General features: G+C 69.0%; 18 protein-coding genes. 9 read left to right on the top strand and 9 right to left on the bottom strand.

Going from position 1 to position 26,576, the window contains the following annotated elements; all coding sequences use genetic code 11:
- Positions 1–149: 149 nt before the first annotated feature.
- Positions 150–353 carry a hypothetical protein gene (locus OG285_RS01215; protein WP_371789862.1) on the top strand — a complete coding sequence of 68 codons (204 nt, stop codon included), beginning with the start codon at positions 150–152 and terminating at the stop codon, positions 351–353.
- 198 nt (positions 354–551) lie between these two features.
- Here OG285_RS01215 and OG285_RS01210 read toward each other — a convergent pair whose 3' ends face one another.
- Complete coding sequence (locus OG285_RS01210) at positions 552–1,172, bottom strand: helix-turn-helix transcriptional regulator (protein WP_371789861.1); 621 nt, start codon at positions 1,170–1,172, stop codon at positions 552–554.
- Positions 1,173–2,064: 892 nt separating this feature from the next.
- Positions 2,065–2,898, bottom strand: a complete 834-nt coding sequence (locus OG285_RS01205; RefSeq protein ID WP_371789860.1) for a DeoR/GlpR family DNA-binding transcription regulator — start codon at positions 2,896–2,898, stop codon at positions 2,065–2,067.
- 792 nt (positions 2,899–3,690) lie between these two features.
- Between OG285_RS01205 and OG285_RS01200 the strand changes: the two genes are divergently transcribed.
- Complete coding sequence (locus OG285_RS01200) at positions 3,691–4,683, top strand: aldo/keto reductase (RefSeq protein WP_371789859.1); 993 nt, start codon at positions 3,691–3,693, stop codon at positions 4,681–4,683.
- A 141-nt stretch (positions 4,684–4,824) separates the two neighbouring features.
- Here the strand turns inward: OG285_RS01200 and OG285_RS01195 are convergent, their stop codons facing one another.
- Positions 4,825–5,712 carry a spherulation-specific family 4 protein gene (locus OG285_RS01195; protein ID WP_371789858.1) on the bottom strand — a complete coding sequence of 296 codons (888 nt, stop codon included), beginning with the start codon at positions 5,710–5,712 and terminating at the stop codon, positions 4,825–4,827.
- 364 nt (positions 5,713–6,076) lie between these two features.
- On the opposite strand from OG285_RS01195, the gene OG285_RS01190 reads away from it, so the two are divergent.
- Positions 6,077–6,829, top strand: coding sequence for a hypothetical protein (locus OG285_RS01190; protein WP_356835414.1), 753 nt, complete (start codon positions 6,077–6,079; stop codon positions 6,827–6,829).
- 92 nt (positions 6,830–6,921) lie between these two features.
- On the opposite strand, the gene OG285_RS01185 is transcribed toward OG285_RS01190, so the two are convergent.
- The 5 genes from OG285_RS01185 to OG285_RS01165 all read right to left on the bottom strand — a co-directional run bounded on the left by OG285_RS01185 (position 6,922) and on the right by OG285_RS01165 (position 13,616).
- Positions 6,922–7,761 carry a carbohydrate ABC transporter permease gene (locus OG285_RS01185; RefSeq protein WP_371789857.1) on the bottom strand — a complete coding sequence of 280 codons (840 nt, stop codon included), beginning with the start codon at positions 7,759–7,761 and terminating at the stop codon, positions 6,922–6,924.
- A complete protein-coding gene (locus OG285_RS01180) occupies positions 7,758–9,101 on the bottom strand; it encodes an ABC transporter permease subunit (RefSeq protein WP_371793427.1) in 1,344 nt (447 codons plus the stop codon). The genes OG285_RS01185 and OG285_RS01180 overlap by 4 nt, the downstream gene beginning before the upstream one ends.
- A gap of 20 nt (positions 9,102–9,121) precedes the next feature.
- Complete coding sequence (locus tag OG285_RS01175; protein ID WP_371793426.1) at positions 9,122–10,438, bottom strand: ABC transporter substrate-binding protein; 1,317 nt, start codon at positions 10,436–10,438, stop codon at positions 9,122–9,124.
- An 87-nt stretch (positions 10,439–10,525) separates the two neighbouring features.
- Positions 10,526–12,163 carry a glycoside hydrolase family 13 protein gene (locus tag OG285_RS01170; RefSeq protein WP_371789856.1) on the bottom strand — a complete coding sequence of 546 codons (1,638 nt, stop codon included), beginning with the start codon at positions 12,161–12,163 and terminating at the stop codon, positions 10,526–10,528.
- 181 nt (positions 12,164–12,344) lie between these two features.
- Positions 12,345–13,616 carry an ABC transporter substrate-binding protein gene (locus tag OG285_RS01165; RefSeq protein WP_371789855.1) on the bottom strand — a complete coding sequence of 424 codons (1,272 nt, stop codon included), beginning with the start codon at positions 13,614–13,616 and terminating at the stop codon, positions 12,345–12,347.
- A 213-nt stretch (positions 13,617–13,829) separates the two neighbouring features.
- On the opposite strand from OG285_RS01165, the gene OG285_RS01160 reads away from it, so the two are divergent.
- From OG285_RS01160 to OG285_RS01145, 4 genes are all read left to right on the top strand, one after another.
- Positions 13,830–14,345, top strand: coding sequence for a PadR family transcriptional regulator (locus OG285_RS01160; protein ID WP_356835424.1), 516 nt, complete (start codon positions 13,830–13,832; stop codon positions 14,343–14,345).
- On the top strand, positions 14,342–15,091 hold the full coding sequence (locus OG285_RS01155; RefSeq protein WP_371789854.1) for an ABC transporter ATP-binding protein: 750 nt from the start codon (positions 14,342–14,344) through the stop codon (positions 15,089–15,091). The genes OG285_RS01160 and OG285_RS01155 overlap by 4 nt, the downstream gene beginning before the upstream one ends.
- A gap of 71 nt (positions 15,092–15,162) precedes the next feature.
- The gene (locus OG285_RS01150) at positions 15,163–17,454 is read left to right on the top strand and encodes an ABC transporter permease (RefSeq protein WP_371789853.1); all 2,292 of its coding nucleotides are present in this window, start codon (positions 15,163–15,165) and stop codon (positions 17,452–17,454) included.
- 288 nt (positions 17,455–17,742) lie between these two features.
- Positions 17,743–19,113 (top strand): ricin-type beta-trefoil lectin domain protein, encoded by a 1,371-nt coding sequence (locus OG285_RS01145; RefSeq protein ID WP_371789852.1) that lies wholly within the window; start codon positions 17,743–17,745, stop codon positions 19,111–19,113.
- A gap of 61 nt (positions 19,114–19,174) precedes the next feature.
- Here the strand turns inward: OG285_RS01145 and OG285_RS01140 are convergent, their stop codons facing one another.
- Positions 19,175–22,015 (bottom strand): AAA family ATPase, encoded by a 2,841-nt coding sequence (locus OG285_RS01140; RefSeq protein WP_371789851.1) that lies wholly within the window; start codon positions 22,013–22,015, stop codon positions 19,175–19,177.
- A gap of 783 nt (positions 22,016–22,798) precedes the next feature.
- On the opposite strand from OG285_RS01140, the gene OG285_RS01135 reads away from it, so the two are divergent.
- Both OG285_RS01135 and OG285_RS01130 read left to right on the top strand, forming a co-directional pair.
- Positions 22,799–23,428 carry a response regulator transcription factor gene (locus tag OG285_RS01135; RefSeq protein WP_371789850.1) on the top strand — a complete coding sequence of 210 codons (630 nt, stop codon included), beginning with the start codon at positions 22,799–22,801 and terminating at the stop codon, positions 23,426–23,428.
- A 196-nt stretch (positions 23,429–23,624) separates the two neighbouring features.
- Positions 23,625–26,363, top strand: coding sequence for an AAA family ATPase (locus tag OG285_RS01130; RefSeq protein ID WP_371789849.1), 2,739 nt, complete (start codon positions 23,625–23,627; stop codon positions 26,361–26,363).
- Positions 26,364–26,576: the final 213 nt, after the last annotated feature.

Genomic DNA, 26,576 nt, shown 5'->3' with positions numbered 1-26,576 from the left:
AACGGCCATCCGTATCCCCTCGGACCAGGCGACCGGGTCCACTTCGGGAAGCGGGAGGGTACGTCCATCCCGGCGAGCCAGGCCAACGCACCGGTGAACGTCTCGTCCGGACAGTGGGGTTCGCCGATCCGGACGGATGCCTCCACAGGGTGGCCATTCTCAACTGGGACTACGTCCAGCAGCACCAGGTGCTGTGGCTGGTGTGGACCGCGCTGGCCCTGACCGGCGTAGCCTGCGCGGGCGCGGTCCGCACTCTGGCGTGCGCCGGGAGGCTCACTGCGCCGCCGGTGCAGCCCGCGTTCGCCTTGACGGGCCCCCGGCCAACCAGCCGGGCGGGGCTGCCTGAGCGCTGAACCCGCCCACCGGTCAGTACAGGTTCCCCGAATCCAGGAAATCCCGTACTGACCGGGTGGGTGCTGCGGTCCGCGCACCAGTCTCCCGCTACTCCGGAAATCACGGTCAGCCGACAAACCCAGCGCTCGGCGAAATCCCGGTACTGAATACGAGTTTGTTCCGTCGAGGCGCACGGCTCACGGCGCACGGCCCACGGCTCAAAGGCGAAGTCCGCGGAACGGAGGAAGGCGAGGGGCCGGCCCTGGGCGGATGCCCGCGGGCGGGCCATCGAGGCGCTGCTTCCTGCGGTAGGTCTGCGGAGACATCCCCATGGTGAGCTTGAACTGCCGGCTGAACAGGAACGGGTCAAGGTAACCAAGTGCATGCGCGATCTCTGTAATGGACTGGTCAGAAATGTCCAGAGCCCAGGCGCCGTGCCGTATGCGGCGGCGCATCAGCCATTCACGCGGAGGCATGCCGAAGGTCCGGCGGAACACCCGGGTGAAGTAGTCAGGGCTGAGATCGACCGCATCGGCAAGGTCGACGGCGCGGAGACGCTCGTGGATACGTCGGTCGGCGAGTTCAGTGATCAGTTGCTGAGCGGACCGGCTCAGGAGCCCCGGTGCCTCGCTCCGGCCGGCCGCACGGAACACCGATGTGAACAGGACGGTGAGCAGACCTCGTACCCGCTCGTCGCGCAGTTCCACAGGTGACCCGTCCGACAGTTCACCGGACAACTGCGACAGCAGGCTGTGTGCTTCCCAGAGCCGGTCGGCAAGGAGGAACGGTCCGTTGAAATCATCCACGAACGGGTCGTGGGTGAGGCGCAGCCGGAGCACCGTGCAGGGTCCCGGCCTCTGGGCCCGCAAACGCAAGGGCGTGCCCGGTGGCGCCCAGAGCACTCCGCCCGGGGCCAGCACCACGCTTTCCCCGCAGACCGATCCGTAGCTCGTCCCGGAAACGGCGAAACACACCACGTGATGCGGGTTGCTGGGCCAGTGGTCCGCGCACCAGGGCTCGTCCCGCTCGGAGGACACCCGGACGACATCGGGCTCGCCGAACACCCGGTTCATGCTGAGGGAGGAAAGCCACCGCTCGATGTCGTCCGAGCCCGGTCTCCGCGGGGCGCCTGTGAACGGACTGGGCGGTTCAGCTGGAGGGACTCGCACGGTGTACCCCTGCGGTGCGGGTGCCGAATGGACGTGCATACTCGCGTTCTCCTCCCTCTGTCCACTCACCGTCGAGCACCCGACCGGGCAGGTGCGTGCCGAGATGTGCGGATTCCTGGTCCGCCACCGTCCGGCGTCCGTCCGGCCACGGATATCCGTAAGGGGCATAGGACCCAGATGTCCTGCGGCCCGTTGGTCCCGGACTGATGACGTCTCTCGTCGGCGGACTGCAGGTATGAAGCCGGCGGTGCTCCGTTCCGCTTCCGCAGGCCGGTGCTTCTGTTGCATGGGCCCAGCTTTCCATTCCGTTTCTACGGAGCAACGGCTTCATGAACGCGACTTGAGATGTGAGTGTCGCGCATGCTAATGGTCGACGGTCCTCTCATGTGACCCCGGCCTGGAACCGACGACGGCGGCTGCACCAGGCACTCCGTCAGCCCCTCACCCGGCATACGTCTCGATGAAGGCAGGTGCCGGCGCATCCTCATGCCGGCGGGTTGCCGCTGGAGGCTGACCGTGTGGTGCACGGCCGAGGTGTTCAATGTGCCGAAGGCCCGCCCATTCAGCGTGGCTTGGGGGACACCCCGGGCTTCGCACGTTGAGTAAATCCCGCGTCCGGAGGTATGACGACCAGGATCGTGTTCAGACCGGACTTCCTGAGGAACGCCACCATGTCCGCGTTCGCGTGCGAGTCCGTGACCATGGTGTGGAGTGAGGCAATGTCGGCGAACTTCGTCTTGTGTACCTTTCCCAGCTTCGAACTGTCGGCCACGATAATTCCGCATTCGGCCTGTTCGAGCATGATGCGGTCGATTTCCGCCCCGCTGGGACTGTGTTGGGTGAAGCCTGCCTTCGGGCTGACACCGTCCGTCCCGACGACCGCGAAGTCGAACTGATACGAACGGAGCGTCTGCTCTGCGGCTTTGCCGACGAGGTCGTTGGAGAGCGGCCTCGCGGTGCCGCCGGTGACCACGACGTTGACCGTCTGCCGCGCTGTCAGACATGTCGCCGTGTCGAGGCCGTTGGTGACGACTGTCAGATCTCGCCGGGCGGCCAGGTTTCTGGCGACGAAGCCGACCGTGCTGCCCCCGCCCAGTGCCACCGTGAGTGTGCGGGGCGGTATGAGTGAGGAGGCCAGCGCCCCGATGCGGCGCTTGGCTTCGATGTTCTGTGACAACCGCAGGCTGACGGGCAGTTCCGTGCTGCGGCGGGTCGCCGTGATTCTTCCGTACGACCGGCGGATGAGTCCTTTCTCCTCCATCACCGCGAGGTCCCGGCGCACCGTGGCTCCCGAGACTCCGAGAAGGGGGGCGAGGAGTCGGACCTGAAGCTCTCCGCGCCGCGTCAGCCAGCTGAGGATCATCGAAATACGTGTGTCGCGTGCTCTGTCACTCACCGGTTGCCCCACCACGTTCGCTGGACGGATTCCGGCGGCGGCTGCGCCAGTTGTTTCCGCGGCTCATCGGCTTTCGCCCTTCTCTATCGGGGTGTTGAGGACCGGCCGGCTGCCGGCCGCCCGGTCTCCCCTCGTGTTTCCGGTGTTCGGTGCGGTGCCGTCTCAGGGGTGGGGACGATCGCGGATGGCGGGCATGGCATGTCGCCCGGCTGGGTGCATGCGGCGCCGGCGTCGGGACCGCGGACCGGATGACCACCAGCTTTGCCGATCTGTCCGTCCGGCGGACCAGGGAAAATCCCTAAGGGTGTTCCGCCGTGCGGCTGCTTGGGTGCGACGGGACGAGGGGCAGGGGAGGGGGGCACCCCGCAGCCTTCGTGCTCGGGGTTTCACCCCGCAGCACTCGTGCTCGACGAGCATGCCTTTGAGGCCGTCGTGACCGACACCTGTCGCCCAGAGGCTGGGGGCGACCCGAACGTGAGGGTGCTCCGTTCTTCCAGCGGGGCCGGTGGTCGCAAACCAGGACATGCGTGCCGGTGGGGCGGGGCAGGCCGGGGCCCACGTGAGTGCGTGCGCTGGTTCGCGGCCCATCAGGAGTGAGTACGGGGGCTGCTCCGGCACCCGGGACCGGCCCGGGGAGAGGGGGCGAGGTACCGGTCAAACGCTCATGCCCGCTGATCAGTGTGCGGGCCCGGGGCGGTCGCGGACCGCCCCAGCTGATTTCTGCTGGACCGCTGCACACCATCCGGGGAAGAGTGGAACGGGAGACCCTGTGCCAACCCTTATGGAGTCGCGTTGTACACCGCACACCCCGACCGTTACACCGACATGCCCTACCGGCGCACCGGAAGCAGTGGTCTGAAGCTCCCCGCGCTGTCGCTCGGCCTGTGGCACAACTTCGGCCCCGAGCGGCCGGCCGAAACCCAGCGCGCCATCCTGCGGCGTGCCTTCGATCTGGGTGTCACCCACTTCGACCTGGCCAACAACTACGGTCCGCCGCCCGGTGCCGCCGAGTCCGCGCTCGGTGACGCACTGCGGGCGGACTTCGCGCCGTACCGGGACGAACTGGTGATCTCCACCAAGGCCGGACACCTCATGTGGCCCGGACCGTACGGGGAATGGGGCTCGCGCAAGTACATGCTGTCCTCGCTCGACCAGAGCCTGAAGCGGCTGGGCCTGGACTACGTCGACATCTTCTACTCGCACCGCCCGTACCCGGAGACCCCACTGGAGGAGACGATGGGAGCCCTGCACACTGCGGTCCAGCAGGGCAAGGCGCTCTACGTCGGCGTATCCAACTACTCCGCACAGGAGACCCGTGAGGCAGCCCGCATCCTCGGCGACCTCGGCACGCCTCTGCTGATCCATCAGCCGCGCTACTCGATGCTCGACCGGCGCCCCGAGAGCGAAGGCGTACTGGACACCCTGGACGAGCTGCAGGCGGGCTCCATCGTCTACTCGCCGCTGGAGCAGGGCGTGCTGACCGGCCGCTACCTCGACGGCATCCCGGCGGACTCGCGGGCGGCGAGCGACAGCCCGTTCCTGAGCTCGGACGCGCTCTCCGAGGACCTGGTGGGCCGCCTGCGTGCGCTCAACGACCTCGCCGGGTCCCGCGGGCAGTCCCTGGCCCAGCTGGCCCTGGCCTGGGTGCTGCGCGGCGGCCGGGTCACCTCGGCCCTGGTCGGCGCGAGTAGCCCCCGGCAGCTGGAGGACAGCGTGGGCGCGATCCGTAATCTGGAGTTCGACGCGGCAGAACTGGCCCGGATCGACGCGATCCTGAAGGGCTGAGCCAGGACGTCAGTACGTCCGTTGCGGCGGCACCGCCGAGGGAACTCCGGCCCCGGACGCCGACGGCCCGAAGGCCCGGTCACCCGCCCGTTCTGCGGCGAGTGACCGGGCCTTCGCGCGAGCGCCCCGGCCGGCGGCGGGTCAGTCCTTGCTGACCGCGGCGACCTCCTGTGACCAGTAGGAGGCCACCGTGTCCCAGGGGTTCCCCCACTGCTGGCCGTCGACGGGTGTGTCATCGTCGTCGGTCACGTAGACGTAGCCGGCGTTGCGCTCCTTCGACAGCGCGATCGCGCTGGGCATCTGGGACGCGCTCGTCTCGTAGACCAGATGCCAGATCTTCGACGGAGCGACGGACTTCTCCCAGGACTGGGGGGCGAACTTCTGGTACGTGGCATAGCTGCCCTCGAAGGTCACCAGCGTGTCAGCTGCGTCCGCGTAGCACTGGTCGGTGCCCCCGCCCGGGTTGATGATCACTTGGGCTGAGCTGTCCTTGGACTTCACATAGCCCTCGATCTTCTTGTAGAGATCGACGTACTCGGTGCTCCCCGAGCTGGGACCGCAGTCGTGCAGGGCGTCGTCGAAGAAGATGCCGCTGAGCCCCGCGCTGCCGTACTGGTCGTACCAGGTGTCGACGTTCTTCTCGATCGTCGTGAGCCACGCGTCCGTGGAGGTACCGCCGCCGCCCGGTGCGGTCCAGCCGCTGGTCCCGAAGTAGCCCGTGTCCACGTAACCGACGACCTTCTTGCCCTCCTGGTGGGCCTTCTCTATCGCGGTGGTGTAGGCGGCGTCCGTGCTGCCCCCGGGGCCGCTCTCCGGATTGGCCACGATCAGCCCCGCTCCCGGAGCGGGGCTGTCGAAGGCGTCCCAGGCTCCGGACCCCGGGTTGATGTAGGCCGGAATCCCGATGGCCTGGCTTGCCGTCGCGCCGTTCGCGGTACTGAGGAGGGCCGGGACGGCGGCCATCGCACAGCAGCCGACTGCGATCGCGATACCCAGTCGCTTCCTGTTCAACTTCTTCTTCCTGCTCACGATGAGGGAGGTTCCTTTCGTATTGGATGAGGCCCGGGCCGTATTCGGCGGATGAGGCCCGGACCGCACCCGGATGGGGCGGGAGCCGAAGCCCCGTGTCCTCTCGTGCGCCAGAGTTATAGCAGGTCCCAACGCCTCTTTACCGCCCTGGCGTTGAACGAACAGCACCCATGCGCGTTGTCGTCTCTGCCGTGGTGACGTGAGCAGTGTCACCCGTAACTTGGTACCTGTGTTCGTCCGTGCATCCGAACGGCGACGCATCCCCTCCTTCCCCCCCGGCACCAGTCCACGTGGGAACTGCGGCCCCGGCCTGTCCGGCTGCCGCTGCGCCCGGACGTGGTCCCCTCCCCGATTGGATATGTCCATGAGACGTCCTGCCGTGCGAACTCTGGCTGTGGCGGCTGCCACCGTTGCCCTCTCCGCGCTGGGTACGACCCTTGCGTTCGCCGAAACACCCCAGCACTGCGACAAACTCGTGTGCCTGAAGGACGGCACGCAATTCGGTGCGCCGGTCAGTGCCTACCCCGCGGAGTCCCAGCCCGGCGCGGTCAGCGCTACGCAGCTGGTCCAGGACTGCGCTGCGGCCCAGTTGGGCCAGCTGGACAACATCAGCTGCGGCTTCTACCCCTACAGCGACCCGCAGGCTGTCGGCTACGGCGACTGGGCGCCGCTGAGCTCGGACTTCATGAACTGCTACGGAGGCAACGACGCGAACAACCTCAACTGGAGTTCGTCCAGCACGTACACGACGACGAGTACGGTGACGGTGACCGCCAGCCTGGAGGTGGGGCTGGACGAAATGTTCAAGACCAGCTTCTCGACCAGCTACGCCCACAGCTGGGGCACGGCCACCGGCTCGACACAGTCGTTCTTCGCCTATGTCCCACAGGGCTACAAAGCACACCTGCAGCACCGGTACCAGGAGCAGCAGGCGACCGGTGTGATGTGGATCAACTACGGCCATACCGGCAACAAGCCGGGCGAGGGTTACGGGCACCACTACTACGGCATCACCGACTACACTGCCACGTCTCCGGTGAAGGACGACAGCGGCATGGTGGACGACCAGGTGTCGATGTCCCCTCCGCAGGCCCTGCAGTCGGGTGAATGCTCCTGAACGGGGTGAGCCCGCTGGACGGAGTGTGAGTGAGCAGCGAGTTGCCGCGCCCGAGGGCGCGGCAACTCGTATTTCTGCGGGACCGTGGGCGGCTATTTCACCGAGCCCGCCATCACCCCTTGTACGAAATGCCGCTGGAAGGCGAAGAACACGGCCACCGGCACGATCAGGGACAGGAACGCACCTGGCGCCAGCACATCCACATTGCTGCCGAACTGCCGTACCTGCGACTGGAGTTCCACCGTCAGAGGCTGTGAGGAGCTGTCGGCGAAGAGCAGTGAGACGAGCATGTCGTTCCACACCCAGAGGAACTGGAAGATCGCCAGGCTGGCGATCGCGGGCCGACCGACGGGCAGCACGAGGCGGGTGAAGATGCGCCACTCGTTGCCGCCGTCCATGCGCGCCGCCTCCAGCATCTCCCGCGGCATCTCGCCGAAGTAGTTGCGCAGCAGAAAGATGGCGAACGGCAGTCCGTAGGCCACGTGGAACAGGATGACGCCGGGGATGGTCCCGAACAGGCCCAGTTGACCGAAGAGTTTGGCGACCGGGAGCAGCCCGATCTGGACCGGTACCACCAGCAGAGCCACCACGGGGAGGAAGATCGCGTCCCGGCCGGGGAACTCCAGCCAGGCGAAGGCGTAGGCGGCGAGCGCCGCGATCACCACGACCAGGAAGGTGGCCGGGACAGAGATCAGTACCGTGTTCCAGAAGGCCCGTGTCATGCCCGCGTTGCCGAGGAGCGCGGAGTAGTTGTCGAAGGACAGCTTTCCGGGGCTGGCCAGGCTGGTCCACCAGCCACTGCCCGCGTTGTCCTGGGACGAGCGGAGCGAGGAGAAGAACAGTCCGGCGAGCGGGGTGAGCCAGAGCAGGCCGACGATCACCAGGAATGCCTGGACCAGGCCGCTGGAGAGGCCTCGCCTGAGCGCGTTCATCGCTGGCTCCTTCGGAAGCGGCGGACGTTGAAGATCATGGCGGGCGTCACCAGGGCCAGGAGCAGTACGCCGAGGGCGCTGCCCAGCCCCTGGTTGTTGCCGCCGCCGAAGGACACCAGCCACATCTGGGTGGCGAGCACGGTGGCGTTCTCCTGCACCGGTCCGGGGGCGATGATGTAGACGAGGTCGAAGACCTTCATCACGTTGATCACGAGGGTGACGAAGACGACCGTGAGGACCGGGGCCAGCAGGGGTACGGTGATCCTGCGGAAGATCTGCCACTCGCCGGCGCCGTCCATCCGGGCCGCCTCCAGTGCGTCACGGGGGAGTGCGGCGAGCCCGGCACTGATGAGGACCATGGAGAAACCGGTCCAGATCCAGAGATAGGCCCCGATGATCGCGGGTGTGACGAGCGCGGGCCCGAGCCAGGACACGCCCTGGTAGGGCGGGGCGAAGTTCGATGCGGGCAGTTTCAGTGTGTACGAGCCGCCGTGGAGCCCGGAGAAGTCGAAGGACCCGTCGGCTGCCGTCTGCGTGTGCGCGACGGTCCTTCCGTGCTGGACGGCCTCGACCTTCACCCCCGGCAGTCCGCTCTCCCGGCGGTCGACCCGGCCTGGTGTGCCTGCTCCGCCGGGTGTGAAGTCCAGGTAGACGACACCGCGCAGTTCGTCCGGCATGGCTTTCCGTCCGGCAGCTCCCGCGGCGGGCGCAGCGCCCTTCGGTAGGTCCTTGGGGAGTACACCGACCAGTGGGAGGGAGACCGTGTGGCCGGGGGTGGAGCCGGCCCTCGTGCGGTACGAGCCGTCGGAAGATCTGGTGAGGCCCTGTCCGTCGCGGATCCGGGCCGTCGGATAGGGCGATGTGCCCTTGAAGGCGTCGTGGACGCTGACCACGGTGGCGTTCAGTACGCCCTTGCTGGGGTCCTGGTCGTAGGCGAGCCGGAAGATGATGCCGGCGGCCAGGAACGAGACGGCCATCGGCATGAACAGCAGCAGTTTGAACGCGGTGGCCCAGCGGATCTTCTCGACGAGCACCGCGAGCAGGAGACCGAGTCCGGTCAGGAGAGTGGGGGCAGCGATCACCCAGATCGTGGTGTTGCGGATCGCTTTGAGTGTGGTGGGGTCCCGGAACATCTCGCTGTAGTTGCCCGTACCGACGAACCGGTCACCGGAGGCGTCGAAGAAGCTGCGGCCCACTGAGAACAGCACGGGGTAGACGACGAGCGCACCCAGCAGGAGCAGGGCGGGGAGGGCGAAGGCGAGGGCGATGACGCGTCCGCGGCGCCTTGCCCGGCGCTTGTGCACGGCGATGAGTGCGGGTGGGGGAGGCGCGTGATTCATGAGAGTGGTGGTCACGGCGATCAGTCCTGGTACGCCTTGGCCGCCGCCTTCTCCAGCGTGGCGGCGGTGCCCTTCGGGTCGGAGGGGTCGCGCAGGAAGTCCTGGAGGATCTTCCACTCGCCGACGCCCTTGGTGCCGCCGAAGGCGGCGGGGGCCTGGTCGGACATGTCGAAGCGGATCGAGTTGCCCGCGGCGATCAGGGATTTGGCGGTCCTGCGGGCGACGTCGTCACCGTAGGCGGAGAGGGCCAGCTTCTTGTTGGGCGACAGATAGCCGCCCAACTTGGCCCAGACCGCGGCTGCCTCCGGGGTGGCCAGGTACTCCAGGAACCGCATGGCGGCCTTCTGGTTCCTGCCGTCCTTGAGGACGACGGCAGCGTCGCCGCCACTGACCACGGGCGCCTTGCCGCCGTCGACGGCCGGGAAGGGGAAGAAGTCGGCGTCCTGGCCGATCTTCTTGCCGAACTGGTCCTTGGCGACTTCGGCGACGAAGTCACCCTCGTAGACCATGGCCGCCTCCTGCTTCGGGCCGAAGACCTTTTCGACGGAGGTCGGGAAGTCGGTGTTGAGGGAGCCTTTCTGACCGCCGGCTATCAGCTGCTTGTCCTTGAAGAGCTTGCCGAGCGTGGTGAGGGCCCTGACCACTGTCGGGTCGGTCCAGCTGAGCGTGTGGGCAGCGAGCTCGTTGTAGTTCTGGGGTCCTGCCTGGGAGAGGTAGATGTTCTCGAACCAGTCGGTGAGGGTCCAGCCGTCCTCCCCGCCCACGGAGAAAGCCGGGAGGCCCGAGTCGGAGACGGTGTGACCGGCCTTCAGCATCGCGTCGTACGTGGTGGGGGGCTTGACACCCGCCTGGGCGAGGGCGTCGGGGCTGTACCAGACCGTCGACTTGTGGGTCGCCTTGAAATAGAGGCCGTAGAGAGTCTTGCCGACGCTGCCGTACTTCTTCCACGTTCCTGCGTAGTCGGCGTCGACGGACTCCTGGGTCCTCTTGGACAGTGGCTTGAGCCAGCCCTTCTTCGCGAACTGCTGGAGGACGCCGACCTGCGGGACCATCACCACGTCGGGGGCGTTGCCGCCCTCGATCTTGCTGCCGACGACGGTGGAGACGTCATCGCCCGTGGAGACGAACTGCAGCTTGGCGCCGGTCTTCTCGGTGAAGGCGTCCATGACCTTCTGGAAGTTCTTCTGCTCACTGCCGGACCAGGAGCCGGCGATCGTGATGCTCTGGCCGCTGAGTGACTTTTCCCCGCCGCCGGCGCCGACCTGGCCGCCACAGGCGGTGGCGCCGAGGGCCAGGGCCGTGCAGCCGGCCAGCAGTGTCATACCTCGTCGTTTCATCATTGAAGTTCCATTCGCGCAGGGAGGAAGCAGGGAAGGGGTGGGGAAAGTGAAAGCGGGGAGCGGATGGCGGGGAGGCCGAACCACTCAGGGGTGGGTGCGGTCGCTGATCCACCAGGCGGCCGTCGACCCCGGAAGGACGTCTGCAGTACAGGGGCCACTGGAGAGGATGGGGGCGCCGGAGACCGGCGAGGGTGTGGGCGCGGTGGTGAAGTTGACGGCGCAGACCAGGCCGTCGCCACGGACGAAGGCGAGGACGCCCGGCGGGGTCTCCAGCCAGCGCAGGGTGCCTTCGCCGAGCTGGGGGAGCCCCTGGCGCAGCTGGAGGCCGTTGCGGTAGAGGTGCCAGAAGGACTGGGTGTCGGCGAGGGCACGTTCGGTGGCGTACTCGGCGAAGTAGGCGGGTTGCGGCAGCCACGGTTTGGCGCTCTCGGCGCCCGGAGTGAAACCGAACGGTGAGGCATGCCCGGACCAGGGCAGCGGGACCCGGCAGCCGTCGCGAATGCGGGCACGGCTGCCGGTGCGGCGGAATATGGGGTCGGTGAGCACATCGTCGGGCAGGTCGACGACTTCCGGCAGCCCGAGCTCTTCGCCCTGGTAGATGTAGGCGGCTCCGGGCAGGGACAGCATCAGCAGCGCGGCGGCGCGGGCGCGGGCAGTACCGAGTCCGCCGCCTTCGGTGCCGCAGTCGCCATACCGGGTGACGGTGCGGACCTGGTCGTGGTTGTTGAGAACCCAGGTCACGGTCGAGCCCGTCCCCGCTATGTCCTGCATTGCCTCGGAGATGACCTTGCGGAAGGCGTCGGCGTTCCATGGGGCGCTGAGCAGGTCGAAGAAGAACGCCTGGTGCAGCTCGTCGGGGCGTACGTACTTGGCGTGTTCGCGCGCCGTGGGTACGGAGACCTCGCCGACGAGGAGCCGATCGCGTCCGTCGTGTGAGGTGTACTCCTCGCACAGGGTCCGCCAATGGCGCCACACCTGGTGCACCTCGGGCTGATTCCAGGCGAGGGGGTTCACGGAGTCGCGGGTGCGGGCGTCGGCCTCGGGGTCGGGTGAGTCGGGCAGGCCGGGGTGTTTGAAAAGTCCGGCGGCCACGTCGATGCGGAAGCCGTCGACACCCCGGTCGAGCCAGAACCGCAGCACTTGGTCGAAGTAGGCCGCGACCTCGGTGCTCCGCCAGTTCAGGTCGGGTTGTTCGGGTGTGAACATGTGGAGGTACCACTGGCCGGAACTCCCGTCCGCCTCGGTGACACGGGACCAGGCCGGACCGCCGAACATGGCATGCCAGTTGTTGGGCGGTTCGCTTCCGTCCGGTCCTCTGCCGTCGGCGAAGTGGAAGCGGGACCTGGCGGCGCCGCCGGGTGGCGCCGAGAGTGCTTCGCGGAACCAGGGGTGTTCGTGTGAGCAGTGGTTGGGGACGATGTCCAGGAGTACCTTGACGCCGAGGCGACGGGCGTCCGTCATCAGCAGATCGAACCCGGCGAGGTCGCCGAAGAGCGGGTCCACGCCGCAGTAGTCGGCGACGTCGTAGCCGTGGTCGTGCTGGGGTGAGGGGTAGAAAGGGCTCAGCCAGATGCCGTCGACGCCGAGCTTCTTGAGGTACGGCAGGCCCGCGCGGACTCCGGCGAGATCGCCGATGCCGTCCCCAGTGCTGTCCAGGAAGCTGCGGACGTACACCTGATAGATCACTGCGTCGCGCCACCAGCGGTGCGTGTTGAGGCTCACCTGTCGACCTGTCTCTTCTGTGCCTGCCGTCAGTTATGCATGCATGTTAGGTAGGCCTGTCGCGCAGGTGTCAACGAGTGGAAGAGCAATAGCCACGTAACGTGAGCATTTCAGAAGGCTTTTCGGGCGTGGAGGAGGCGGCTTGGTTCGATTCGCCTCTTCGTTGCTACCTAACGGGTAACTATTGACGGGAGATGGCAGCCAGCTCGCGTGCCAGTCGGCGGACGGCCGCGGAGGGCGTCGTTCGCCCGGTCATCGCATCGTGTACGACTGCCTGCACCACCAGGCTCACCTGGCCGTAATGCGGGCTCTTCGGGCGGGGGAGGGCTGCGAGGACGCTCGCGCGGAGCGTCGGCAGGTACGGGAACCTCCGGATCAGCGCGGGATCCTGGTAGAGGTCGGCCCGCACGGGGGGCAGGGCGCCCCGGGTGAGCACCAGGCGCTGGGCATGTTCACCGGTGAGGTAGGCGATCAGGCGGGCAGCCGAATCGGGGTGTCGGGCACGTGTGTTGACGGCGAGGTTGGAGCCGCCCAGCACGCTCGCGCCCCGTCCGGCCGGGCCGGGCAGCGGCACGGCCCCGACCTTCCCGGCGACGGCGGAACCCTTGGCCGACGCCTCGACGTAGGAGTAGGGCCAGTTGCGCAGAAAGAGCAGGTGGCCGTCCTGGAAGGCCTGCTTCGACTCCTGCTCCGTGTAGCTCAGAGCGGCCTTGGGGATCCAGCCCTCACGTACCCCGCGGGCGAGGAAACCGATGCCCTCGCGGGCGGCCCGCGAGTTCACAGTGACCCGCTCGCCCTCGTTGCCGAGGATGGTTCCCCCCGCCGAGTAGACCGCCTCCGCCGCGTTCACGGTCAGCCCCTCGTACGGCAGGAACTGTCCGGCGTAGCCGTCCAGACCGTACTTCGGCGCGATGGTCTTCGCGTCGTGTTCCAGCTCGGCCCAGGAACGCGGGGGCGGCAGGCCCTCCTTGGCGAGGATGTCCTTGCGGTACAGCAGCAGCCCCGCGTTGGTCACGTAGGGGACCGCATAGAGCTTGTTGTCGTAGGTCGCCGTGCCGACGACGGGGGGCAGGAAACTGCTCAGCGGGAAGCGGCTGCGGTCCAGCGGGGCGAGCCAGCCCGCCGCAGCGAACTCCGATGTCCAGGCGACATCGATGTTGAGCACGTCGAAACGGCCGCGGTCGCCGTCGCGCAGGTCGGTCACCATCTGTGCGTGCGTCTCGTCCGGGGAGTCAGGAAGCTCCACCAGGGTGACCTTCTCACCGGGGTGCGTACGGTTCCAGCCCTGCAGCAACGGCCTCAGATACCCGGTGAGATCACCCGCCGTCGCCAGCGTGACCGGCCCTCGGCCAGTGCCGTGTGTCCCGTCGGCGGACGCGCCGGATGCCATGTACCCGCTCAGGACCACTGTCAGGACGAGAAGACACCTGCCGGCGGCATGTATCCACCGCATGGATTCCTCCCTGTGCATCGGCGTAGGGGAACATCGGCCCGGGGTGCATCGGCGTGGGGTGTCCGCCCGGGGGCTGTGGCGCGGGGGCATCTTCACCTGGAGTCGAACGCCATGTTTACCTGTCAGGCATGGGCGATACTAGGGCCTGCGACCTATCGGCTTCCGGCACCCCGGCCCGCAGCGGACGACAAGGATGGGAAGAGGAGAGCACGAGTGCGGCTGCCCCTCCTGGCTCTGCTGGCCCGAGGACCCGCCCACGGGTATGAGCTCAAGCAGGACCTTGAGCAACTGCTGGGTGCCGCGTACCCTCAGCCGAACGTCGGCCAGATCTACGTGACGCTCGGCCGCCTGGAGAAGTCAGGACTGGTCGAGAGCGAGGAAGTCGAGCAGTCGGGCCGGCCCAACAAGAAGATCTACCACCTCACCGATGCCGGGCGTGAGGCGCTGCACGCCTGGTATGAGGAGACGGCGGAGGAGCCGAGGGTACGCGACGAGTTCTTCATGAAGCTCGCGCTGGCCACGACGACCGGTATCGCCGACCGGATCACCCTGATCAACAAGCAGCGGCGCCAGTACCTGAACACCATGCGCGGTCTGTCGAAACTGGCCGCGGCCGAGAACCGGGACCATCGCATCTCCCACCTGCTGATCGAGGGCGCCATGTTGCATCTCCAGGCCGATCTTGACTGGCTGGAGCGCTGCCAGGAGGAACTGGAGGAGCAGGAGTGAGCCAGACCGCTCCCTTGCTGCGAGCCGAAGGGCTGGTCAAGTCCCACCACGGCGAAGGCGCCCCGGCGCTCGCCGTACGCGGGGTGGACCTCTCCGTGCGCCGGGGTGAGTTCGTAGCCGTCACCGGCCCGTCCGGCGCCGGGAAGTCGACACTGCTGCACCTGCTCGGCGGGCTCCAGCGGCCCGACCGGGGAAGCCTCACACTGGAAGGCGAGTGCACCGATTCCTGGAGCGAGGCACGTTGGGCCGTGCAGCGCCGACGCCGGATCGGGATCGTCTTCCAGTTCTTCAACCTGGTGTCGAACCTGTCGGTCGCCGACAACGTCGAGCTGCCCGCCCTGCTCGCCGGGGCCGCCCCCAGGGCTGCACGTGCCGAACGTGAACGTCTCCTGTCGGAGCTGGGCCTGGCGGACAAGGACCGCAGCATGCCCGGTGAGCTCTCCGGGGGGCAGCAGCAGCGCGTCGCCCTGGCGCGGGCCCTGGTCAACCACCCCACGCTGCTGCTGGCCGACGAACCCGCGGGCAGCCTGGACAGCAAGGGCACCCGCGAGGTGATGCGGCTGCTCTCCCGCTTCCACGCACGGGGTCAGACCATCCTGCTGGTCACCCATGACGCGCGGGTCGCGAGCGCGGCCGACCGCGTGATCAGCTTCTTCGACGGCCGCATCGTCGACGACGCGGAGCTCGACGGTGCCCCGACGCCGAGGGGCGTGGGGATATCCGACGTACTGGAACTGAAGGACTGATCCGTGTGACCGCTCCAAAGAGTGGCCCGGGCGTCGAAGAGCCCGCCGTACACGGGCCGAGAGGCTGAGGCATGCGGGCGACCCTGCGCTGGGCGCACGCCGACTTGCGCTCACACCGCGGCGAAGCGCTCTTCATCGTGCTGGCTACCGCGGGCATCGTCTCCTCGCTGGTGCTGGCCATGGCGCTGTTCGGATACGCCACCAACCCCTGGCAACGGATCTTCAACCAGTCGCACGGCGCGCACGTCTGGATTCACACCGGCCGGTCCGCCGACGCCGGGCAGTTGGCGAAGCTGGGCGGGGTCGAGTCCGTGGCCGGCCCGTACCGCACCGCTTCTGCCACTGTCGAGTCACGCGGCGCGCGCGCCGCGGTGGAGCTGCGCGGGGTGGTGGCCCAGCCCCGCGTGGCACGGCCGCTGCTGTCCTCCGGTCGCTGGCTCGACCCCGCCAGGCCCGACGGGGTGGTCCTGGAGGCTGACCTGGCCCGTGCCCTGTGGGCGGGGCCCGGCGACACCCTGGTCGTGCCCGGCACCCCACATACCTTCACGGTGCTGGGTGTCGCGGACAGCGCGGAACCCCATTTCAGCGCGGGTGAACGGCCCGGCCTCATATGGGCCCTGCCGTCCGCGCTGCAGCATGTCGGCGGCCCCTCGGGTCAGGTCATCGGCCTGCGGCTGACTCACCCGGGCGACACGGACTACACGGCCCAGCGCGCCGTCACGACACTGGGCACCGGCGCGGTCACCCAGGTCTCGAACTGGCAGCAGGCACGCGGCGAGGCCCAGGGGGACAACCGGCTGCTGGGGCAGGTGCTGGGGCTGTTCGGCCTCGGCGCGCTCGGCGCCGCGGCGCTCGCCGTCCACGGCGCGATCGGCACCCGCATCCGCGGTCATCTGCGCGACATCGCCGTGCTCAAGGCGATCGGCTTCACGCCCGGCCAGGTGGTGCGCATCTTCCTGGTTCAGCACGTGGCGTTCGCCTCGCTCGGCGCGCTGCTCGCCACAACATTTGTACAAACCCTGGGCAGACGGATCCCGGGGCCACCCGGCGAGGCCGTCAGGGTCTGGCAGGGGCTGCCGGGGCACACCGCCGCGCTGGTGGCGGTACCGGTGGCTGTGGTGCTCTTCATCGGTGCGACGACCGGCGTCGCGGCATGGCGGGCCGGGCGGGTCCCACCCGTACCCGTACTGCGGGCGGCGGCGCCCGCGGGCGAGCGGCTGTCGAGGCCGGCCCGCATGGCGCTGGGACTGCGGCTCCCGCCGGCGCTGGTGCTGGGCTGGCACCGGGCCTTCCCGCGCCGGCCGCGATCGGTCGCCACGGTCGTCCGGCTCGCCCTGCCGCTGACTCTGATCGTGGTCGCGCTGAGTGCGTGGACCACCATCGAGCGCTTTCACAGCAGGCCTGAACAGGTCGGTCTCGCGACCACGCTCACCGCACGCGCCGACCGGAGCCTGAACAGTACGGGGGCGGCGGCCCTCCTGGCCCGCGATCCGCAGGTCACCGCGGTCTATCCGGGGACCGAGGTGGCGGCCCTGGTCCCGGGGCAGACGGCGACGATCGCACTGCGCGGACTCGGGACGCGCCATGCCCCCTACCCGTTCGCGCTGGCCGAGGGCCGGGCCGCGCGGGGCCCCGACGAGGCGGTGGCCGGTCAGGGACTGCTCGACCTTCTGGATGTCCGGGTCGGGGACTGGGTGCGGATGACCGTCGGAGGGCGCCCGCAGATCCTGCACATCGTCGGCCGCAGCATCGAACTGGAGAACGCGGGGCGGGTCATATCCACCTCGCTCGACACGCTGCGCGAGAACGACCCCACGGTCCGGCCGACTCTGTACGCGCTCCGGCTCCGGCACGGCGCCGACCCGGACCGGGTGAGGGAACAACTCGCCGCGGACGGGCGCGGGCACCTCGACGTCCGTACGGCAAGTAATCCGGCCGATAGTTTCTCCCCACTGCGCGGAGCTGTGATCGGACTGATCGTGGTGCTCGCTCTCATCGGGCTGATCGACGTACTGACCGTGATCGGCGGCACGCTCCGCGAGGGGCAGCGCGACCTTCTCGCGCTCAGGGCCGTAGGGCTGTCACCGCGTCAGATCACGGCGATGACCGTCACGGCCACCGCTTGCACGGTGCTGGCCGCGGTCCTTGTCGGCCTGGCGCTGGGCATGCCGCTGGCAAGGTGGCTGATCGACTGCCAGGGGAGATCGAGCGGTATCGGTGCCGGTATCGCCCGCGGGCCGTCCCTCACCGTGCTCGCGCTGTTCGTGACGGCAGCAGTCCTCGGCGCCGCCGCGCTCGCCGTCGTACCCGCGTCCCGGTCGGCTCGCCGGCGGCTCGCGGACACGCTGAGCGGGACGGCCTGAGCTACCTCAGGAACCTCCCCTTGACGCGTGTACCGCAGCCGGCGCGATAATGCTTCGAAGCCGTCAGGGCAGGTCAGGCGGCCTACGCACACGTTCATCGACGCCCCGCAGCCTTCACCGACGGAAACCGGGTGGAGATCTGGGCTGCGGCGCGGCAAGGGAACCCGAAGTGCGTTTTCCCGTAATTAACGCCCCGGGTGGTAAGTACCCCATAATCCTGACCCGCCCCGGTCCGTAATCGCCCTCCCGGTGTTCCCTTCGCGGATACCCGCCCTTCGGAGCCGCTCCATGAAAGTCGCCCTCGTTCCGCCCCGCAGGGCCTGGCGCGTCGCGGCAGTCGCCCTGCTTCTGAGCGCACCGACCCTGTGGTCGGCGCCGCAGTCCGCATCGGCCGATTCCCGCTCGTACCCCCTGCTGTACGACGCCGGCCCGGCGAACAACTGCTACTCCATGCTGGTCGAATACCCGCCGGACGGGAACACCGCCCCTGCCCCGCAGGGCCAGGACCTGTCCGGGTGCACCGCCGACTCGAAGGACTACACCTTCAACACCGATACACCGCATGCCGCCTGGGACCAGGGCATCTGGGGCTGGAACACGTCCAGTTGGGGCAGCACGCCGGGCTACTCGTTCCAGCAGACGCCCACAGGCAGCGGCAGTCCGAAGACGGTCACCATGGCGAACCACGCCACCGGCGACTGCGGCCTCCACGAGACCAACGTCAGCTACACCTACTCGGGTACCCAGCTACGGCCGGGACCTGACAATGAGCCCCTCACCATGGACAAGGGGGCAGTGAACGTCTCGTACGACGCGAACGTCCAGCAGAGCGGCGGATTCCAGTGCCCCGAGCACCGGGCGATCGTCACCACGGACTTCATCCTTGAGGACCCCTGGAACACCAGCGCCTCCCCGGACGTCATCTCCGTCGTCCATTTCGATCCCGGCACGTTCCAGCCGGTCAAGGACGACGGAGTCCAGTGGAGCACCATGAATCCCGCGACGAAGACGTGCGAGGGCGGCTGCCGGGTCATGGTGCACAGTTCCCTCCAGATGCCCGACTCCTCCACGAGCACGACCCGGATCAGTGACGACTTCAGCTCGCTCTTCCAGCAGTACCAGGCCTACATCAATCCATCGGGCCTGCCGGCGTCCGACTTCAAGCTGCGGGGCGTGCAGGTCGTCAGCAGTAACGTGGGAACCGACACCACGACCTCACTGAGCAATGTCGACGCGCACCTCGTACCGGGGCCGGCGCTCCATGGGCCCCTGACGTACGGCCTTCAGGGGAGCGGCGGCTCGGCCATGTGCCTGGACGACTACAACAACGCTCAGCAGTCTCCTGCCACCGTCGACATATGGGACTGCAACGGAGGCGACTCGCAGGACTGGACGCTGGGGTGGGACGGCACCGTCCAGGTGCACGGTCTGTGCCTCGACGCAGCCGGCGCCGGTACCGCCAACGGCACCCCCGTCGGCCTCTACACCTGCAACGGCGGACAGAACCAGCAGTGGGTCCTGGGCCGGAACGATCAGCTCTACAACCCGGATTCGGGGCGGTGCCTGGAGATCAACGGGACCGCAACCGCCAACGGCAGCAAACCGGAACTCTACGACTGCTGGGGCGGCCAGAACGAGAAGTGGCGGACCACCGCATAAGGTCGAGCCGTCCGCCCGCTCGCGTACCCGGTGGCTCCTCGTGGCCGCCGGGCTCCGCCCGTCAGACGCCGCCCGCCTGGACGTGACGACGCAGCTCCTTGCGGTTGTGCACCCCCAGCTTCCCGAAGACGCTCCGCAGGTGGTACTCGATCGTCTTCGCGCTGAGCATCAGCTCATCGGCGATCTCCTTGTTGGTATGACCGAGCCCCACCAGCCGTGTCACCTCGCGTTCGCGCCCGGTCAGCCGTTCCTGCCCCGGACCATGGACCGGGGCAGGTGCCGAGGCCTGCCGCTGGGCCCGGTTCTCGGCCAGGAAGGCCCGCGCGCCGAGCCTGGTGAAGATCTCCTCGGCTGAGGCGAAGTGTCCGGCTGCGATGTCCGCTCGGCCCAGCGCGGCAGACGCCCGTCCGCACCCGGACTGCAGCAGGCCGCGCAGCAGCGGGATGTCCCGGCCGGGCCGGAGGGCATCTATCGCCTCCGTGTACCGGAGGACGGCGGTTTCGCCGTCGCCGGCGGCCTCCGCGAGGCGGCCGTGCAGCCATCCGTCGGCGACGGTCAGGAGCAGGTTCGACTCGACGTGCGCGGCTCGCAGGTCACTCATGGCGGCGCGTGCGAAGTCGGCGAGGCCGCACACGATGAGCGACTCGGCCAGAAAGGGAAGCCAGCAGGCGGCGACCACGCGCACCCGTTCGGAGTGGTCGGCGTGTGCGGCCAGGACCTGGAGAGCGGCCACCACACCGCGGTGGTCACCCCGTGCCCGCGCGTTCATGGAACGTGCCATGGCCGTGTGGTACTGAGGGCCTGCGAAATCCAGCTGCTGCGCCAGCTCGTGAGCCCGGGCCAGACAGGTCTCGGCAGCTGTCTCGTCGCCCCGGAACGCCTCGATGACGGAACGCAGGGACCACAGCGCTGCCGTGTCGCAGCTGCGAGCCTGTTCGTCGTCGAGCGCTGACTCGATTCCCCGTGTCGCCCGCTCCCAGTCGCCGTTCAGCAGATGGCACATGGCCAGGTGCAGTGAGGCGCTGACACCGAGGAGCCGGGGCCCGCCGGGCCGGCTGCGCACCACCGCCATCGTGAGATCGGTCGTCGCGGTCGGAAGGTTGCCGTCCGCGAGCCGCAGGAAACCCCGGACGGTGAGCCCCGGCAGATCCTCCTCGCTGATCTCGTCTGCGTCCTCGGGGAGTGCGGCCAGCAGAGCGAGTCCGGCTGCGGGGCCGCGCCACAGCGCCGCCCCGAACGCGGACAGGGCGCGCGCAGCCCGGTCCGTGCCCGGCGGTACGACGATGTCCGGCGCCCTGCCGTGCGCGTGGGCGCAGTCGTCGTCCCGGGCTGCGGCAGCCGGGGCGCACGAGGTCGTCGTCCCGTCCGGGGCGCAGGAGCCCAGGGCCTGTTCGGCGTGTCGGTGGGCCGCCTCACCTTGCCCCAACAGCGCCTGCACCATGGCCAGTTCGGTGAGTACCACCGCGTGCTGGGCGGCATGGCGGGTGCGCAGGGACTGTTGCGCCCGGTCCAGGAGCCGTCGGGCCGAGGTGAGCCGGCCCGCGGCGAACTCGGCAAGCCCCAGGGCCTCGTCACGCCATGGGCACGGGCGCCGGGTGGCCACGGCGTTCGCGTACTGACTGATCTCCGTGTCGGCGCCGGCCCAGAACAGGGCGCGGACCGCTCCGTAGAGGAGGTGGTCGGAGAGGTGGTCGTCCGTGCCCGAGAGTCGAGCCGCCGACAACAGCATCCGGGCGGCGTACAGCACGCGTCCTTCGCGGAGTTCGTGGGCGACGAGTTCCAGGAGGTCGGTCACCAGCTGGGCGTCCACCGTCTCGGCCGCCGCCATCTTGTGGGCCAGGCCGTGCCGCCAGTCGACGGCCGCCGCGGCCGCCAGGTGCAGGCTGCGGCGGCGTGCGGAGGGGATGGCGTCGTACAGGGCATCGCGGAACGCGGCGTGCCTGATCGTCACCGTGGGAACAGGGGTGAAGGTCCGGGCGATGAACTCCTCGTGTGCCAGCGGGTCCAGGGCGGCGGCGCAGTCTGGGGCGCCGAGCACGGCGCCGAGCGTCGGTACGGACGCCGATCCGCCCAGTACGGCCAGTGCTTCCAGCGCCTCGGTGCTGGCCGCGGGGACACCTCTGAGTTGACGCTGCACCACGGTCGCGGGCAGGCGCGCAGGCCAGGAGCCCTCAGCGGGTCGCGCCGTGTCATGGCCGGCGAGCAGCCCCCTGAGGTACAGCGGGTGACGGCCCGACCGCAGCAGGAGGCGCCGGGTGAGGGCGTGGTCGGCCGCCTCGCCGAGGACGCTGCCCACGAGGGAGGCCGCATCGCCCTCGCTCAGTTCGCCCAGGCTGACCGGGTGTACGGACTGCAGAGCCTGCTGGGTCTCCGCGTCCCAGGTCCGTGAGCGTCGCGCCGCCAGCACGACGCATAGCCGCCCGCCCTCGCGTACGGCCTCGGCCAGGGACCGCAGGGTGGGGCCGTCGGCCCAGTGGGCGTCGTCCACGAACAGGAAGAGGGGGTCCGCCGACGGTGAGTCCAGGAGCCGCCACAGCGAGCGGGGCCCGAAGGCGGAGGGGTCCCCGCCCGCAGGGCCGTACCGTGGCCCGGGCCCGGGGAGGCCCTGTGCCGGGACCGTGACCGGGCGGAGCAGCCGGGAGAGGCAGTCGAACGCGGCGGGGCGCGCGGAGGGTGTCGCCGCGGTAGTGAGAACCATGAACTCACCCAACTCCGCCAGGAAGTGGTGAACCAGGGTGGTCTTTCCCGTGCCGGGCGCGCCCTGGACCAGAACGATGGAAGCCGCTCCCGTACGGGCGCGTTCGACCGCCGCCCGGAGCTCGCGCAGTTCGTTCTGGCGGCCTGTGAACGCTGCCCCGAAGTCGAGGCCGCCGTGGGCAGGTTGATTCCTTGGTGCTGTCATGGGTGTGTCCCGTGCTGCCCTTTCGCCCGTGAACAGGCGTATCGTCCTCGATTTCGAGTCCGCGTCGCGTCTGATGATCGGTTCGTCAGTCGGTTGCGCGCCGGCTTCCGCCCAGCCGGGCACATCGCACACCGCCGCGGTTCTGAGCGCAAGTGCCTCTCAGGACACTGGAAGAAGGGGAGGCGGGGCCGCCCGCAGGGTTGGCCGACCGGCTGAAGTGCCAGCCTATGCCACCACACGTGATGAGGAACCCCGGCCGCGGACTGCGGCCTCTCGTGTGGATCCCGCCGGGTTCCGGGGGTCTCGTGCGCACTCCTCCAAGGCTTCAGGGCCAGGTCACAGGGGTCCTCCTCCGGCTTTGTCGTCCATCGCCCGGCTCCTTCCCGAAGGTGTCGGCCGCGCTCGACCAGGGGGAGACCCGTCGCCTCATTCCTTCTCCATACGGCTGGGCCCGGTGTCCGGAAGATCAAGCAGCGCTGCCCGGGAACGGTGCCCTTGCGGGCAGCCCGGTCCGTTGCCCGGACGCGGTCGGCAGATCCTCCTTCGACGTGCGGGCCCGGTCCGGCAGATCGCGTCGCTGCGACGTGTCCGGTGGATCGCGTCCCCGCGACTTGCCCGGTGGACAACTTGCCGAACCGCATCGGATCACCGGTTCAGTGCAACTCATGCACGTCTGAAGCCATGGCCCGTACTTGCCCGATCCGAAAGGCTGATCGGGCAAGTACGGGCCTGCCCGTGAGGGAAGGGGCGGCCGGCAGATGGACCGAAAGGATGCCCGGAGACGTGGCTTCAGACCGGATTTTCCTTTACGTGCAGGCGATGGACCCCATTTCCGCCGCGGGCATTTCCGCCGCCCTCAGCAACCGGGCCGAAGTCCGGGTCGTCGGCGTGCACCAGATCACGCCGCGGACCGTCGGCCTCATCGTCGTCGACACGATGGACGAGGAAGCGACGGGGCTGGTGCGCAGCATGCGCAGCAAGGGCTTGCGGCACGTCGTGGCCGTCGTGTCGGAGATGGACGACCCGGGACTGATGGCGGCCATCGAGTCAGGTGTGAGCGGTGTGGTGCGGCGACGGGAGGCCACGCCCGACCAGCTCGTACAGGTGGTCACATCCGTCCACCGCGGCGCCGGTGTCGTCCCACCGGACCTCCTCGGCCGCCTGCTGAAGAGGGTCTCGCAAGTGGAGGAGCGCAAGCCGACGTCACGCGCGCCGGGGGCAACCGGACTGACCGAGCGGGAGGAAGAGGTCCTCAAGCTGGTGGCTGAGGGTCTCGATACACGCGAGATAGCCACGCGCCTTGCCTACTCGGAAAGAACAGTGAAGAACGTCCTGCATGACATCACGCACCGCTTTCACCTGCGCAACCGCTCCCACGCCGTGGCCTACACCATCCGGGAGGGGCTCATCTGACGGGCCCGGCCGGGGCCGGGCGGCGCATGGGCCCGCGTGGTGATACGTGTGTGGCCCGGCCCGGCCCGGTGCGCGTGCGCCGGGGCGGATGGCGGTGGGACCCTGGTGGGGCGGGGGTGGCCGGCGTCCCACCGCGGACGGCCGACAAGCCCGGCTGCCGGGGCGGCGCTGCCCCAGGCGGCGGAGAGGCACGATCATGGCCGCAGTGCATGCTCCGACAGGGCGCGCCGAACAGTTGCGCCGGATGTCCGACCTCGCTGAAATGGCCGCCCGTGGGACGCGACAGGTCGTTTTCCTCAGTGGGCCCGCCGGCATCGGCAAGACCACCCTCGTCGAGGCGCTGACATCAGGACTGTCCGGATACCGGCAGGTGGCTGTCGAGGGGGCGCCCGGGGAGCGGCTGATCGAGTTCGCCGCCGCCAACCGGCTGCTCCAGACCCTGCGCGCCGGGGCCGGGGGAGGGCGTACGCAGCAGAAGATCCCGGGCGACAGTACCGTGCTGACCGCCGGTGGTGCCCTGATCGAGGCAGTCGACGACTTCAAGGCCGATCAGCCGCTGGTTCTCCTCGTCGAGGACGCCCACCATGTGGACACCGGCTCGCTCCGGGCGTTCGGCTTCATGCTCCTGCGGATGCCCGAAGAGCGCGTACTCACGGTGGTGAACACCGAACACGTCCACCAGAGCCGCAAGGACATGGGCTTCGTGCGAGACCGCCCCGGCACCACACATATCGAGCTGACCGGCCTGACCAGGGCGGAGACCCGAGACGTCCTGGCAGCCATGAGCCCCGTCCCCGTCTCCGCCTCGCGGCTGGCGGTGGTGCACCGGTGGAGTGCCGGAAACCCGCTGTATCTGCGGGCTCTGGTGCATGCCGCCACTACGGGCGGGTTGCTGCCCGAGAACCCCGCGCACGGGCCGGTGCCCCCGTCCTTGACGCAGATCGTGCAGGACTGGTCCACGTCCTTCCCCTCGGACAGCACCTGCGCACTCCAGGCGCTGGCTGTCCTCGGGGCCCCGGCCGACCTGCCCGTACTGCAACGGCTGACCGGGTCGTCGACCGTCACCGACGCCGTCGAGCCCCTGATCAGGGAGGGCGCGGCCCGATGGCTGGCCGTCGGCAGCGGCCACGAGAGGATCGCGCTGATCCATGCGGGACAAGGGGACGCCCTGTACGCCGGTATCCCAGCCGCGCAGCGCAAGCGGCTCCACCGGCGCGCCGCCGACGTTCTCGCCCCGCCTGAACACTGGCGGCACCGGATCGCAGCCGCCGAGTCCTACGACGCCGAGCTTGCCCAGCAGCTCCGTGCAGAGGTGGGCACCGAGCTGAGTCAGGGAGACTCGTCACTCGCCGCCCAGTACCTTCTGGGCATCGCGGAGGTCGACCCGGACGGGGCGGCGCGCAGCACGGCGCTTCTGCGGGCGGTGCGACTGCTGGTGGTCAGCGGGCACTACCAGCTCGCCCTGACCCATGCCCCGCGGGTGCTGGCCACCGCGGCCGGCCCCGAGCGCAGCGAGGTGCTCGGCTTCCTCGAAGTGGCCCGCGGACACGACGCGGGAGCCGCCGAGTACCTGCGCATGGCCCGGCGCGGCTACGGCAGCGACGAAGAGAGCGCGGGCCGGACCTCGGCGGAACTGGCCTCCGTCCAGGGCTCCCTCGGAATCGGCCGGCAGGCAGTGCAGGCTGCCCAGTACGCCATTGCCCACAGCTCGGACCCGTCCGTGGTCGGGCAGGCGCAATCGGTGATCGCCTTCGCGAGCGCTCTGCTCAGCGGACCGGCCGAAGCCCTGCGCACGCTTTCCCACCTGCGGGAGAACCCGACCGAGGTCTCCGTGCACGACCTGGGTTCTCTGGCGTGCCGGGGCATCCTCCGCGGTCTGTCGGGTCAACTGCACGGTGCGCTGGGCGATCTCACCGTGGTCTCCCGGCGGAAGACGCCCGGCGTGGCCCGGCGCAACGACTTCGGCGCCGTCATCCACGCCGTCGCCGCTCGCATGCTGCTGGGGGAGCTGACAGAGGCCCACCGCATGCTGTCGCTGGCCCTCGACGAGGCACAAACGATGGGCAGGGAGACCGACTTCGCCGTGCTGCACAGCATCAGCGCCTCGCTCGCCGCGCTGCAAGGACGGTGGAGCACGGCGCAGGAGGATCTGGCCGAAGTCCGGTCCATTGAGGCGGCGTCGGACTTCAGCGGCCCGTACTTCCATCTGGTCCAGTCGGCCTCGACGGTGGCGTTCGCCCGCCAGGAATGGCATGCCGTGGTCGATCCGCTGGCCCGTGTGCTCCACGAGCCGGCCCACCGGGGACGCGCCCGGATCTACGCGGTCTGGGCCCTCCCACAGCTGGGAGTGGCCTCTGCCCGGCTGGGGGAGGCCGACGCCGCCGAGGACGTCGCGGCCAGGCTGGACCAGCTGGAGTCCCACAGCGCGCTCACGGCGGTCTGCACCGCCTGGGTGCGCGGGAACGCCAGTGCAGCGCGCCATGACCACCGTGCCGCGCTGCGCCATCTCCGCGACGGACTGGCCGTGAGCTCCGATGGCGGAGAACCCGCACTGCACCGGGCCATGCTCCGCTGCGACTACGGTCGCCTCCTGATCGAGAGCGGCGACGCCAACGAGGCGGTACGACAGCTGACACAGGCATCGGCCAAGCTGCGTGAGATGGGCGCCGCCCCGCTGGAGGCACAGTGCGGTGAACTGCTGCGCCGGACGGACAGCACGGCCGGCATATCCGGGGCGCAGCGCCTCTGGGTGAGCCTGACCGATCGGGAACAGGACGTCGCCAAACTCGTCGGCCAGGGCTGGACGAACAAGGAGATCGCCCGCGAGCTGTACGTGACGACGAAGACCGTCGAGTACCACCTGCGGCACATCTACGGGAAGGCAGGCATGGAAAACCGTCGACAGGTGCGGGACATGGTGCAGATGCTGCGCTGACCGCGAGCCCGGCCTGATCCAAACGAAGGACCCTAGGGGAAATGCCTGGGGTAGGGACGGGGGCCGGGCGGTTTATTGGGAGATAAGTGGTTGTTCCCGCCGCTCGTTGCGATGTCACCTGAGAGGCGCGTCTTCCACGCCTGTTCCCTGACGCGGACCCCATGCCCCGGTGCTGTCGCGGTTGGACGCGGCGGCTGTCGTGGCGGGCATGCC

This window comes from Streptomyces sp. NBC_01471 (assembly GCF_041438865.1).
Classification (GTDB): Bacteria; Actinomycetota; Actinomycetes; order Streptomycetales; family Streptomycetaceae; genus Streptomyces.
The sequence above is the reverse complement of the archived record's forward strand: the minus strand, read 5'-3'. Positions and strand labels throughout refer to the sequence as shown.